The sequence below is a fragment of the Bacteroides caecimuris genome (genome assembly GCF_001688725.2).
GTDB lineage: Bacteria > Bacteroidota > Bacteroidia > Bacteroidales > Bacteroidaceae > Bacteroides > Bacteroides caecimuris.
Map to the genome: position 1 here is coordinate 3,373,071 of NZ_CP015401.2, position 13,450 is coordinate 3,386,520.

Genomic DNA, 13,450 nt, shown 5'->3' on the forward strand with positions numbered 1-13,450 from the left:
TGATTTATGCTACCGTATTTCTATCAGTATTAAAAAGTAACTTGCTTTATATCAATATACTATACCTTTTATTAACGTAAATGCAGATGATATATATTGCCATATTTTATAATCAGTAGCAGTTTCACAGCTTTGAATTGTATACCATAATTACTCTATGCAACCCTGAATGACAGTTACTTTTCCTGTAAACCATTAATAGAAAAATTCCTTTTGATTAAGAGTAAACTTGTTTTTGTCCGATAGTAAACTTCTTTTCTGTTATTTGCATACTTAAAATGCAAGTTTTATTTTTATAAATGCAAGCTCAGGGCAAACGCATTATATTTTTATCTTATTTAATAGTTTGAACAAATATTCATCATTCCATCCTGCGTTTTTTCTTTTGGCTGCTACACTGCCCTTTGTTTCATCTTGTTTGATGATATAAAGGGCCATCTTATTAATTAAAGAAAAATTTTGCGCAGCATTACCTACTTTCCTTCCTGCGTCTTCTCTAAACGATACGTCTAACTGCCAATGTAGCCTGTTTTCTATATCCCAATGCGATCTTATAGCCTCTGAAATTTCTTTCGGTTTTAGCCCTAGTGAAGTAATGTAATATCTTTTTTCTACGGAAAGTTTTTTAGTGGCTACCTCCAGTCTTTCGGTACTAATTCTTACGATGGACTTGACCCCCTCAAATTTATCTTTCAGCATTGATTCCATAATCTTTCCCGGGCTATAAACCAGACATTCACGAGTCTCAATTCTCCCATGAGAAACCTCCTCTGTGACATATTTTCCATAGTGTGAACGGTATACCGGCCGATCAATATCAACACCATCCATCTCGTCTAGCCAGCGTTCCACATCCATTAACCTGTTTTTTTGATTGGCCTTTAATGCCAGAATATAGTCTGCATTATTTTCTATTATTACTTCGGCAATATCTGTTTGGCATGCAATAGCATCAATTGTCACTATGCAATCCTGCAAATCCAGAGATTTTATAAGAGAAGGAATAGCGGTGATTTCATTGCTTTTATCATCTACTTTTACCTGACCCATACTGATTCCATTGGAAACAGCCCAGGCACTAACCATATGAAGCTTGAATCCTTTTTTGCCAAAGGGATTGTCTTTGCTGCACTTACTTGCTCCACGAAGCATTTTACCGTCTATAGCAACAACCCCTTCATACTTACCACAAAGCTCAGATACCCAATCACGAAAGACCAATTCAAAATAACCGGGTTTGAGTAAACTGAAAAAACGATTGAAAGTGTCATGACTTGGGATCTTTACTAAATCAGGAAAACGACGTTTAAAGAAGTCAAACTTACAAATACCGAACCGTTCTATTTCATTCCAGCTTTCACTTCCACAGATTACAGCACACAAGGCTATATAAACGATGACTTCCAAAGAGTGTTCTTTTTTTCGGTCAATACGAGGATCTTCAAGTTGTTTACAAAGACTAATTAAGCTCATTTTAGGGTTTATTTTTGTTTAAATTCAATACAACAAAAATACAAATAAATAATTAATATACAAAATATTAATAGATTAATAATAAGACAAATAATAAAAATGAAATATAGATAATAGTTGACTAATTGATAGACAAAATATAATGCGTCTGCCCTGATGCAAGCTTTGTTTATAAAAACGGAACCTTTGTTTTTATAAATGCAAGTTGCGTTTATAGATTAGAAATCATAAAAAGGAACTTTGCTATTAAGCAAACAGAAGTTTAGCCTTAATCAAAAGGAACTTTTCTATTAATAGACTGCACGATAGGTAATGTAATAATGTACAATGAAAGCAAGTTTCCATGAAAAAATATAAATTAAAGGAAGAGATTAGAGTACATACATATATATTAAGCGGCTATTCAATCAAGACCGAAATACAATGAGAAATGAATCTGAAAACTATGAGAAATAACTAAAATAAAAGCCTTTTTACGATGAAAACTATGAGAAATGTCGATTTATAAAACATTTCTCATTAGTTATTATTTTCATTATCTGCTACTTATATTCATGTTATGAGAATATGAGAAATGAAAACATCAAAACGATTTCAGGTAGAGGCAGAATAAATTGCTATTGTTTATTGTAGAGCTTTGATGAGGCCGTTTTCTCAAGATCACGCACCACTGTAATATCCATTATATTTGCATAGACTTGTGTAGTCTTCACACTTTTGTGCCCTAATAGCTTTTGTACCGTAGTAATATTGGCACCACTATATAATAATAAGGTAGCATTTGTATGCCGGGCAGTGTGGAATGATACACGTTTATCAATTTTCGCCAAGCCTGCCAACAGACTCAATTCTTTGTTGATATTAGAATTGTCTTTTAACTTAAAGAAGCTGTCAAGATCATCTTCATAGTGTTGCAATATCTCGATTCCTTTGCCTTCAAATAATAAATATAAAGGAAGGCGTACCTCAATACCAGTTTTAACAGACTTGTATATAATCCAGGTCTCCTGATGGAATTCAATAATATTTGCGGAGGTCAGACTGATGAAATCAGAATATCGTAATCCTGCGTAACAACAAAATAAAAAAGCATCTTTTGTTTTTTGCAATCTCGTATATCTTCCTGTCAACTGCAAATTCTCAAATCTGTATAACTCTTCCGGGGCTAAGTGCGTATGGCTTCCCTCTATGCTTTTAATTTTATACTTTCTAAAAGCATACTTTTGTATATCCATATACTCTTTATTTATAGCAACATTAACGTATCGTTTCAGGTGCTTCATGTGCTTGGCGATAGTATTAAGATGATAACTTTTAGACTGTAGGTAATTATCAAATGAGGATACAAATTCAAATGTCAAATCGGTAAATAATACCTCTTTTTTGAAGCCCTGAAGTAATTCAAGCGTGGAAAGGTGATTTTGACGGGTACTCTCTTTTAAAGAAGAATTAGCTATCTCATCTTTAAAAAAAATCAAAAATGACCTTTCGTTGCTGAGAGGTTTATCAATAGAATTTCTTAATAAATCTAACGATATGGTCTTTCCCTGTTGCCATAGTCCAAGTTCAGTTTGCTCAATAGCTGCTATATTTTCATATAACATACGATTCAAAACATTCGCATTGGGATGATTTTTCACCATTTTTCGTTTGGCATCCCACTGTTCCGGTTTGAGATATATTTTGGTGGAGAAATACATCTTTTTCCTGTTCAGATAGGCTTCTACCTGAACTAATGCCATTCCTCTTTTATTCAATCTCTTCTTTCTATTAAACACAAGGTTGTAACTGATCTTTTCCATACTTTCTTTTTTAATTAATAATAGAATAAATTAGACGTAATTCTGTGCTATCTCTGAGGCGAATAAGCATTAATATCTCTAAAAAAAATAAGTCTTTCAATAACATAGTATTCACAAAACTTTAAATTAAATGCCACTTTTTTATTCGCTTTTCCACGAAAAAAGCAAAAAGAATAGCCCTTAAAGGAGTTTTATGACTAAAAACGAATAAAATAAATATTAAAAGATACATTTTGCTTATGCAAATTGTTAGTTATTGTTTTAACAAACAACACTTTTAAGAACGAAAAATATGCTTATAAGCATAAATATTGCTTATTAAATAGCAAAATGTTACATTTACAACTTTTTTTCATTAAATATAGTGGTTGGTTTTAGTTTTATTAATATATTTGCAAATTGTTAGAGTAAAGATACAAATAATGTAAAGTTAAACTTTAAGAGAGAATTTATGAAAAGAAAATTGATGCTGTTATTGGCATGCCTTTTTGTGGGCATAGGTCTAGTAACTGCCCAAACTCAAAAGGTCACAGGCGTTGTGATTTCTGAAGAAGACGGGCAGCCAGTTGTTGGCGCTTCTGTGTTAGTAAAAGGTACCACTCAAGGTACAATCACAGATGTAGATGGTAATTTTAATTTATCGAATATACCAAGTTCTGCAAAGACTTTGCAGATTTCGTATATCGGTATGCAGACGCAAGAGGTGGCAATCAAACCTCAATTGAAAGTAATACTAAAAGCCGATGCACAGCAGCTTGAAGAGGTTATGGTAACAGCAGTTGGAATCCAACGAGCTGAACGTTCATTAGGCTATTCTGTATCCAAAGTTGATGCAGATGAAGCTATTCAGAAAGCAGAACCGGACCTAATACGTTCTTTAGACGGAAAAATACCCGGTGTTTCGATTAATTCACCCTCTGGTGCTGCCGGTTCAGCCACACGTATGACTATTCGTGGTAATTCATCGTTCCTAGGCAACAACCAACCATTATATATAGTTGATGGTGTTCCCTATAGCAATACGGAAGTTGCCTCTTCAAATCAAGCAACTGAAGCTGGTGGTGCTTACGGTAGTGGTATTTCTACGCTTGACCCCAATGATATTGAATCAATGAATGTATTGAAAGGTGCAGCAGCTGCCGCTTTGTACGGTTCACGTGCCGCCAATGGTGTAGTGCTCATCACAACAAAGACAGGTTCAAAAAATAAGAAAAAAGCAGGTAAAGGCATGGAAATAACCTTGAATGCATCTTACACTATTGAACAAATAGCCGGTTTGCCTGAATATCAAAATTCTTTTGGTACAGGTAACGATTTTATTCCAGGGGGCGCAAACGGTTCATGGGGAGCGGCTTTCACAGATGTAACAGAAGTGCCCTTAAGTATATATGCAAATAATGTTTATGGAAAAGCCTATCCGAATCTTCCCCAAACTGTACCTTACAAAGCGTATAAGAACAATGTCAAAGATCTATTCGATTTGGGAGGAATATACGATCTCTCATTAAACTTCAATAAGTATACCGAAACCGGTAATTTCACTGCAACTTTGTCCAAAATGGATCAGGACAGTTACATACCTTATGCAGACTTTAGCCGTTATTCTATCAGTGTCGGTGGAAACCAGACTTTGGCCAACGGAGTACGTATCGGGGGAAATGTTTCTTTTTCAAGAAACGAACAAAATGGCCCGATGTTCGGTAACAATCAATCCAACGGTATTGGTGCCTCTTCATTTGCACGTGCTTTAATTCTTGGACGTAACTGGGATATGTCACTACCTTATGAAACACCTGACCATAAATCTTTATTCTTCGTGGGCGATCAGGCAGATAATCCGATTTGGTCATGGAAGTATAATACGATCAACACCCAAATGGATAGAACCATAGCAAACGTAAACATGGGCTATGATATTACAAAATGGCTTTCTGTTGACTATCGTGTTGGTATCAATGATTATAAAATGGATCGTAAGGAGGTTTTGAATTTAGGGTCAAGAGCTTTGGGAGGAAAAGGACGTATTCTTGTTTCTACTTATGATACACAAGAAATAGAATCAACTTTACTGTTACGTTTCAATATTCCGGTTCATAAAGATTTTGGGCTGAAAGCGACTTTGGGACATAATGTGAATCAATTCACCGCTAACGAAACTCTGACAAAGGGTATGAACATTATGTCTCCGGGAGTTTACAATATAAATAATACAGAATCACAAACATCGGAAGAAGAATATACAAGAACCCGTTTATGGGCATTATTTGGAGATGTTACATTGGATTACAAGAATTATGCATTCTTAAATATCACAGGACGTAATGACTTTTCATCTACACTACCCAAAAATCATCGTAGTTTCTTCTATCCGTCAATTGCAGGTTCGTTTGTATTTACAGATGCATTTCATATCAATGAAGATATTATTAAATTCGGTAAAGTACGATTAAGTTGGGCTAAAGTTGGTAATGACGCCGGCGCATACTACAAAAATGGTACATTCACTTTGGGACAGCCCTTTAACGGACAACCCATATTATCATTACCATCTTCTATGTTTGACCCGGATTTAAAACCGGAATTTACATCAGAGGTTGAATTTGGAGCTGAATTACAATTCTTAAAAAGCCGTGTAAATGTTGATTTCACCTGGTACAATCGTAATTCTACTAACCAAATCGCTCCATTAAGCCTTCCATATTCTACCGGATACGGGAGCTATTATACCAACTTTGGTAAAATGAATAACCACGGTATCGAAATAGGATTGAATGTTATACCTATTTTAAATAAAGATTTCAAATGGGATATGTACTTCACTTATACTCAAAACCGAAGTGAAGTAAAAGAATTGGCAGAAGGAGTAGAACGAGTTTCTTTAAATACAGGTTTTGCAACACCAAAAGCGGTTCTTGAAGTAGGCAAACCTTATGGAATGCTGGTTGGACAAGTTTTTGCACGCGATGAAGAAGGCAATTATCTGGTGGACCCAAATTCCGGAGCTTATCTTATAGCGGATGAAGAAGGTGATCTAGGAGATCCTGCTCCAGATTGCAAACTTAGCTTGAACAATACATTTACCTACAAAGGTTTTTCATTATCATTCATGTTTGATGCACAAATTGGTGGTTGCGTCTGGACTTCATACATTCCTGACTTATTGGGACGTGGCGTTACCAAAGATACAGAAGACCGTTATGGTTCACGTATCTTACCCGGATACCTGGCTGATCCTTCCACGAAAAAACCTTTATTAGACGGAAATGGAAATAAAATCCCCAACAATGTTCAAATGAAGGAGCTTGACTTATGGTTCTCACCGGGTAGCGGTGTGTCCACATTTGCAACTAATGGTGTAGATGAAGCATCCGTTTATGAAGCTACAACTTTCCGTTTAAGAGAGTTAAGCATCGGGTACCAGCTTCCTAAATCCTGGCTGGCAAAAACATTCATCGGTTCGGCAACTGTATCCTTTGTAGCCCGCAACCTTTGGTATTTTGCTCCCAATGTTCCTAAGTATTCCAATTACGATCCAACAGCAAGCAGTTATGGTGGCGGAAATGTACAAGGAATTGATTACACCTCAGCCCCTAACACAAGACGTTACGGCTTTAATATCAAACTCACATTCTAATAAAAAAAGAAAGTATGAAAATCATCAAATTATTATACACTTTAACAACAACACTGATTGTTTGTACGAGTTGCTCGAAATATCTCGATATTAATGATAATCCGAATAAGCCAACAACTGCCGAACTAAACAAAGTGTTAACCGGAGCTGAATATGACATAGCCATGTCTTTTGCAGCTGGCAGCTATATCGGTTCATCATTACCTTCTTATGTTTTTCATCTAAGCTCCCGTGAAGTTGACAACTACGGTATAACTAATGCCACTTCCACTTTGGGAAACACCTGGCTACAGGGATATGCTTATGGTTTGAAGAATACAAATGCTGTTATTAAAGCCGCAGAAGAAGGAAATAACATGATTTATGCGGGAATAGGCAAATTAATGAAAGCTTATGCATTTACCAGTCTCGTTGACCTTTGGGGAGATATTCCATACACAGAATTTGATATAGAAGGTAATTATGCTCCCAAATTAGACCGTAGCCAAGATATTTATAATTCATTACTTGCACTTATAGATGAAGCCATAGGCAATCTGCAAGATCCCAATGCTGCTAATTTATTAAAACCAGCAAACGATGATTTGATATATAAAGGCAACGTTGAGAAATGGGTAAGAATGGGTAACACATTAAAGCTGAAGCTATTGGTGCAATCAAGAAAAGCTAAAAACGAGATAACAGAGTGGAATACAAGGTTATCCGATTTGCTTTCTGAGAACAATTTCATGAACAACGGAGAAGATTTCGAATTCAAACATACAGCCAAAGATACGCCAGACGAACGTCACCAAGCTTATGTAGATGAATATCTCGGTGGTCAAAGCACTTATTACATCAGTCCATGGATTTACGAAACAATGAGTGGAAAGAACTTAAATGTAACAGATAACCCATTTGTAGGAATCACAGACCCACGTATCCCTTATTACTGGGTAAACCAAATAAAAGCGGGGGATACAGCACAAAATCCTACGGATTACCGTGACGATGCTTTTGTTTCCATATTCTTTGCATCCAATGCTTCTGGAGCAAGTAATGACCAGCGGGAAACTTCTACTTTTATCGGTATTTATCCATGTGGTGGAAAGTATGATTATGGCAATGGCGGAAAATGTGACGCGAAAGTCGGTAATGGAGTGGCACCAGAAAAGATGTTGCAAGCCTATTCCGTCCCTTTCCTTTTAGCTGAATTATATTTAACAGGAGATGCAAACGGAGATGCCAGAGAAGCTCTTAAAGAAGGAATTAGACGTTCTATAAATCACGTCAATTCAGTAGCGAAGGCTTCTGATGCAACTGTACCTGCCATAAGCAATGAAGCCATTGAGACTTTTATAGAAAAAGTCTCAGGAAAGTATGACGCTGCTTCCAATAATGAAGAAAAGTTACGCATTGTCATGACTCAAAAATGGATTGCAAACTTCTTTAATCCAGTTGAAGCATATACCGATATACGCCGTACCGGATATCCTACCCTATTGCCTAAGAATGCAACATATGCTCAATCTCCTTATAAAACCAGCCAAAATCCGGAATTAGGACCAGTAAATATTCCACTAAAAGGTATCAATGCTTTTCCGAGAGCAATGTGGTATCCTAGTTCGGAAGTAACACGTAATCCTAACGTGACCAACGAAGGAAGAAACTTAAGCAATCCTATTTTATTCTGGGATAAATAAACTATTTAATGATGAAAACAAAAACGAATATGAGATATATACAATTATTCATAGCAACTGCTCTTTGGGCATTGCTGACAGTCAGTTGCGATAGAGATCTCCCTTATCCTATAGATCAGGTAAAAAAAGGAGTAGTCATTGACATTGTTCGTGCACCCGACTCTGACGGGGTACTTTCCGCCGGAGTCACAGACGGCGATTATAAAGTTTCCGTATCTATTCCCAAACAGCAAGGAGATTATTCCATGCTTGACTACGCACAACTCTTATGTGTTTTTACCGATGTAGATGGAAAAACAACTTCAAAAGTCATCGTAGATAACATTAAAGAATTCCCTAAAGATATATCAATAGATATAGCCAGCGTATATCAACAATTTGGAAAAGAAGCTCCTACGCTAGGAGAAATTGTATACTTCACAACAAATGCTGTTCTAAAGGACGGTTACACTGTATATGGCTGGACTGAATATTCAGACTTCAACAACAAACTCTTCACCGGATGGGAAGTTGATGGAAGAGCTTATTCGTATAATGTCAGATATCCGGTTGCATGTCAGTTGGTTCTTGAAGAATTTGTCGGTCCTGTAGTATTAAATGATTTTTATGATGAGTATCGGGCAGAAATCGTTAAAACATCGGATACGGAACTGGAGATACATGGAGTCGCTGAAGGTGAAGATCCTGATGGCATCTTAAAATTAACAATTGATACAAGCACTCACACTGTAAAAGTAGCCAAACAAATTGTTGCTCATGGATTTGTTCCATGGATTGGTTATAATAACCTTGCCTATCAAGCCACTGGTACTATTGATGCATGTAAAGGTACAATAACACTGAATGGACCTCTGACTGTTGATGAAGGTAGTTTTAGTGATCAGCAAATGATTATATCAACGAACTATTCAACGAACTATTGACATAATCTAAAATAAAACATCTATAAAGGCATAATAACACCGACAGTTTGTATTATTAAAATCAAACTGTCGGTGTTTCGTATAAAACAGATTTTTCCTATATATAGAATTCTAGAATTACCAAAGTAATATCCTTTTCCCTTGCTTACTTAAGAAGATTCCCCATCCCCTCTCTCACAATATCCACCAATATCGGCTTCACCCCGCTCACGAAACATTCTACCGCAATCACCATCAGAATCAATCCCATGAGACGCATCATCACATTATTGCCCGTCTCACCCAAGACATTCACCAACTTCGTAGAAGCCCGAAGAATAAAGAAAGTCAGCAGATAAATTAATGCAATAGTGCCTATCAGTATCCCTTTCATTTCATAAGAATGGGCATCCTGCATCAATACGATAGCGTTGGCAATCGCACCGGGTCCACACAACATAGGTATGCCAAGCGGAGTAATAGAGATATCATCCGCATACGTTTTGATTTCCTCATCTTTCAGTTTCATCGGAGTATAACGGGCTTGGAGCATATCGAAACCTATCTTGAAGATAATCACTCCTCCGGCTATACGGAATCCGTTGGTAGAAATACCGAAGAACTTAAAAAGAAACTGACCGGCAAAGACGAAAACCATTATTGTGATAAACGACACAATAGTGGCACGACGAACGATAGACTGACGCTCTTTTTCTGTCATCCCGTGAGTCATAGTAAGGAAGACAGGCATTGTTCCCAAAGGATTGGTCAACGTAAAAAACGAGGTGAAGCAAAGTAAAGCAAATGGCAGAAGTGCACTATCCATGATTATATCGTATTTTTATACATTTATTAAACGCAACAAAAATACGACTTAATCCAGAAAACTTATAATAAATTCATTAATTCTTTCAGAGAATGAATGTGATAAGTGGGAAGAAAAGGGAAAGCAGCCCGTTCCGTCACGTTGTAGAAGGCTTGATGCATCCCTATCCCGTGCGCTCCGGTAATATCCGCTTCCCAGCTATCACCAATCATCAACGATTCGCGCATCTCGGATTGAGTGGCGGACAGGGCAAAATTAAAGATTTCGGGGCGGGGCTTCAACACTCCGAGGTCTTCCGAAAGAATCACCTTTTTGAAATATCCGTCCACTCCTGCCGAACGCATCTTGCGTGACTGCAATTCACGGAATCCATTGGAAAGGATATAAAGGTTATATTTAGGAGCAAGATATTCCAACACCTCCTTTGCATGAGGCATCAACGTACTTTTAGTAGGAATAATCGCAAAAAAATCTTTCGAGAACTGTTCGGCAAGCGCTTCATCTTCCACTCCCACTGCCTGTAAAGGATAGAAGAAACGTTGGCGGTTCAATTCGTCTTTCGTTATTTTTCCTTCGCCATACTCAATCCAAAGTTCGGTATTTCTTTGTTGATAAAGGGTATAATAATGATTGAACGAATCAAAATAGCGGTCGAACGAATATTTCTGATATACTTCTTCAAAAGTATCACGGGCATTTTGAGAGAAAGCCCAAATGGTATCATCAAGATCAAAAAAGAGATTTTTATATTTCATCAGTAGTTATACGTATATAATAAATAAAAAAGCCAATGTGCTAATTTCTTGAATCCAGGAATCAGCACATTGGCAATTCAAAAAGGGATATCTACATCTACCTTATTTTACCTGGATAACCAAGTATTTGGACACACTCCAGAATTCAGTAGGATTAGTAATCTTCAATGTCAACTGACCTTTGTCATCTTTTACCAATTCATAAGAACCAGTCGGATGAGTAGTCAACAACTCAGCACGTTTAGAGTACAACTTGATTTCTTTGGTGGTACGAATATCGATTTGAGTGAAATAATCTTTATTGAAATCAGCGCTCTTCAATACATCTCCGCTTTGAAGAATCTTTTGAGCTTTCAATTCTGATTTAGTACCGAATACAAACCAGGCAGCGTTCAGGCTCTTTTCCTGTTCAGCAACGGTTTTAGCTTTCGCTTCGTTTTCTGCAGCCAACGTTTCTTTAGCAGCAGACAAGTCGCTGACAGCAGCATCCAATTCCTGGATACGGATATTCTTGGAAGCCAATTCTGTTTGAAGTTCTTCGATACGTTGTTGTTTAGCGTTCAATTCTGCTGTCAAAGCGGCTACAGCTTTTTTCATCTGCGCAGAATTGTACTTACTGTTTTTCAACTGAGCTTCCAATTTTGCAATCTGAGCCTTGTTTTCTTCCATCTGTTTAGAGATGAATTCGATATCAGAAGCAATCTGTTGCTTGGCATTGGCAGAGTTTTCAGTGATGGTTCCACGTTGCAAATCAACACGGCTTTCGGCAGCACTGATCTTACGGAAGCCTTCCTGAACTTCATTGAAAGTACCCATCATATCATCCAATTCAGCATTGCGCTGGTTCAGTTCCATCAAAAGAGAATCATTTTCAGCTTTCAGGTCCTTACTTCCACCTTTAAAGCCATCACACGAAGCCAACATAGCTACGCATACAAATAAAACTGCTAACTTTTTCATACGTTTACGTTTTACGTTTTTAATGAAATTATTTTAATCGTCTATTCCTGCTAATACTATCACAATCTCGCCCCGAGGCTCGGTAGCGGTAAAGTGTTCTATCAGTTCAGCCAAACTGCCCCGAACAGTTTCTTCGTGGAGTTTGGATATTTCGCGCGACACGGTTGCCTGACGTTCAGCACCGAAATATTCGGCAAACTGCGTCAACGTCTTCAACAGACGATGGGGTGATTCATAAAACACCATCGTGCGGCGTTCTTCCGCCAATGTCTTCAGCCGTGTCTGCCGTCCTTTCTTCTGGGGAAGAAAACCCTCGAAGCAGAACTTCTCATTCGGCAAGCCCGATGCAACGAGCGCCGGAACAAAAGCTGTTGCTCCCGGCAAGCACTGTACTTCAATACCGTTTCGCACACATTCACGAACAACCAGAAATCCGGGATCTGAGATTCCGGGTGTTCCGGCATCTGAAATCAATGCAACCGATGCACCACCCTTTATTTTATTAACAACACTTTCCACCGTTTTATGTTCATTAAATTTGTGGTGAGATTGCATTACATTCTTTATTTCAAAGTGTTTCAGCAAAATACCGGAAGTACGTGTATCCTCCGCCAAAATCAGATCGACCTCTTTCAGGACTTTGATAGCCCGAAAAGTCATATCCTCCAGATTTCCTACCGGCGTAGGCACCACATATAGCTTTCCCATCTGTTTTTGTTTATGCTGATTGGTTAAAATACTTTTTCAATAACTCCAAGAAGTCAACTACTGCATCTTTCTCTTCGTCTATTTCAACTTTCGAGGAAAGAAATGCGACAGCAGTCTTGTATGAGCCCATAACTGATATCTGCTCAATCACACGGTTCATCAAATCAGTATCTCCCTTAAACAGTTCGCGTGAGAAACGGAAAGAATCATTCAAGCTGATAGAATGGCGCAAGCCGGCAGCCAGCTTTATGCTTTCTCCCAACACGGCGTTTTTGGGTTCTTCCTTCTTTATTATGAGGGGGGCCTCTTCGATGACGGGTTCTTCTTCTTCTTCTTCTTCTTCTTCTTCTTCTGCTGCTGCCTCTATAACAGGTTCGGGAGATTGGATAATAACAGACGCATCCTTTTCCTGAGCGATAGTTTCATTCTCTTTCACTACCGTTTCTTCTACGACAAAAGAAGACAAAGAAACCAACTCAACAGAATCTATTTCCTGCGACAATTCATCCAGACGTCCCTGCATACGCGCAACACTCCGCTTCAACAGTTCAGACAGAGTCTGAGTAGGTTCCTTGGTAAATGAATCCATGAGATACTTCAACTCATGAACATCCAATTCGATATCTGCTAATAGCTTCTGTTTCATGTTCATCCATTATTAATATGATGCGAATGTAGGAATAATTTATGCAATAACTTAAAATAATG

At 37.6% G+C, this 13,450-nt stretch carries 10 protein-coding genes; 3 read left to right on the forward strand and 7 right to left on the reverse strand.

What is annotated here, in order from left to right:
• Positions 1–321 precede the first annotated feature (321 nt).
• A complete protein-coding gene (locus tag A4V03_RS14625) occupies positions 322–1,473 on the reverse strand; it encodes an ISAs1 family transposase (RefSeq protein ID WP_065538162.1) in 1,152 nt (383 codons plus the stop codon).
• A 617-nt stretch (positions 1,474–2,090) separates the two neighbouring features.
• Positions 2,091–3,275, reverse strand: coding sequence for a site-specific integrase (locus tag A4V03_RS14630; protein WP_065539441.1), 1,185 nt, complete (start codon positions 3,273–3,275; stop codon positions 2,091–2,093).
• Positions 3,276–3,726: 451 nt separating this feature from the next.
• Between A4V03_RS14630 and A4V03_RS14635 the strand changes: the two genes are divergently transcribed.
• Genes A4V03_RS14635 through A4V03_RS14645 form a run of 3 tightly spaced genes read left to right on the forward strand, consistent with a single transcriptional unit; the run spans position 3,727 to position 9,514 of the window.
• Positions 3,727–6,909, forward strand: a complete 3,183-nt coding sequence (locus tag A4V03_RS14635) for a SusC/RagA family TonB-linked outer membrane protein (RefSeq protein WP_065539442.1) — start codon at positions 3,727–3,729, stop codon at positions 6,907–6,909.
• A gap of 14 nt (positions 6,910–6,923) precedes the next feature.
• Complete coding sequence (locus A4V03_RS14640) at positions 6,924–8,591, forward strand: SusD/RagB family nutrient-binding outer membrane lipoprotein (RefSeq protein WP_065539443.1); 1,668 nt, start codon at positions 6,924–6,926, stop codon at positions 8,589–8,591.
• A gap of 8 nt (positions 8,592–8,599) precedes the next feature.
• Complete coding sequence (locus A4V03_RS14645) at positions 8,600–9,514, forward strand: hypothetical protein (RefSeq protein ID WP_065539444.1); 915 nt, start codon at positions 8,600–8,602, stop codon at positions 9,512–9,514.
• Between the two features lie 145 nt (positions 9,515–9,659).
• On the opposite strand, the gene A4V03_RS14650 is transcribed toward A4V03_RS14645, so the two are convergent.
• From A4V03_RS14650 to A4V03_RS14670, 5 genes are all read right to left on the reverse strand, one after another.
• Complete coding sequence (locus A4V03_RS14650) at positions 9,660–10,319, reverse strand: MarC family protein (RefSeq protein ID WP_065539445.1); 660 nt, start codon at positions 10,317–10,319, stop codon at positions 9,660–9,662.
• A 62-nt stretch (positions 10,320–10,381) separates the two neighbouring features.
• Positions 10,382–11,074 carry a YjjG family noncanonical pyrimidine nucleotidase gene (locus A4V03_RS14655; protein ID WP_065539446.1) on the reverse strand — a complete coding sequence of 231 codons (693 nt, stop codon included), beginning with the start codon at positions 11,072–11,074 and terminating at the stop codon, positions 10,382–10,384.
• 102 nt (positions 11,075–11,176) lie between these two features.
• Positions 11,177–12,034 carry a Cbp1 family collagen-binding glycoprotein adhesin gene (locus A4V03_RS14660; RefSeq protein WP_065539447.1) on the reverse strand — a complete coding sequence of 286 codons (858 nt, stop codon included), beginning with the start codon at positions 12,032–12,034 and terminating at the stop codon, positions 11,177–11,179.
• A gap of 33 nt (positions 12,035–12,067) precedes the next feature.
• Complete coding sequence (gene rsmI / locus A4V03_RS14665) at positions 12,068–12,742, reverse strand: 16S rRNA (cytidine(1402)-2'-O)-methyltransferase (RefSeq protein WP_065539448.1); 675 nt, start codon at positions 12,740–12,742, stop codon at positions 12,068–12,070.
• Between the two features lie 10 nt (positions 12,743–12,752).
• Positions 12,753–13,388, reverse strand: a complete 636-nt coding sequence (locus tag A4V03_RS14670; protein ID WP_065540446.1) for a hypothetical protein — start codon at positions 13,386–13,388, stop codon at positions 12,753–12,755.
• Between the last annotated feature and the right edge of the window lie 62 nt (positions 13,389–13,450).

What these genes read in the sequence shown, in the direction of transcription:
- A4V03_RS14625 (WP_065538162.1), bottom strand. Translation starts at nt 1,473, where the DNA reads ATGAGCTTAATTAGTCTTTGTAAACAACTTGAAGATCCTCGTATTGAC.
- A4V03_RS14630 (WP_065539441.1), bottom strand. Translation starts at nt 3,275, where the DNA reads ATGGAAAAGATCAGTTACAACCTTGTGTTTAATAGAAAGAAGAGATTG.
- A4V03_RS14635 (WP_065539442.1), top strand. Translation starts at nt 3,727, where the DNA reads ATGAAAAGAAAATTGATGCTGTTATTGGCATGCCTTTTTGTGGGCATA.
- A4V03_RS14640 (WP_065539443.1), top strand. Translation starts at nt 6,924, where the DNA reads ATGAAAATCATCAAATTATTATACACTTTAACAACAACACTGATTGTT.
- A4V03_RS14645 (WP_065539444.1), top strand. Translation starts at nt 8,600, where the DNA reads ATGATGAAAACAAAAACGAATATGAGATATATACAATTATTCATAGCA.
- A4V03_RS14650 (WP_065539445.1), bottom strand. Translation starts at nt 10,319, where the DNA reads ATGGATAGTGCACTTCTGCCATTTGCTTTACTTTGCTTCACCTCGTTT.
- A4V03_RS14655 (WP_065539446.1), bottom strand. Translation starts at nt 11,074, where the DNA reads ATGAAATATAAAAATCTCTTTTTTGATCTTGATGATACCATTTGGGCT.
- A4V03_RS14660 (WP_065539447.1), bottom strand. Translation starts at nt 12,034, where the DNA reads ATGAAAAAGTTAGCAGTTTTATTTGTATGCGTAGCTATGTTGGCTTCG.
- rsmI (WP_065539448.1), bottom strand. Translation starts at nt 12,742, where the DNA reads ATGGGAAAGCTATATGTGGTGCCTACGCCGGTAGGAAATCTGGAGGAT.
- A4V03_RS14670 (WP_065540446.1), bottom strand. Translation starts at nt 13,388, where the DNA reads ATGAAACAGAAGCTATTAGCAGATATCGAATTGGATGTTCATGAGTTG.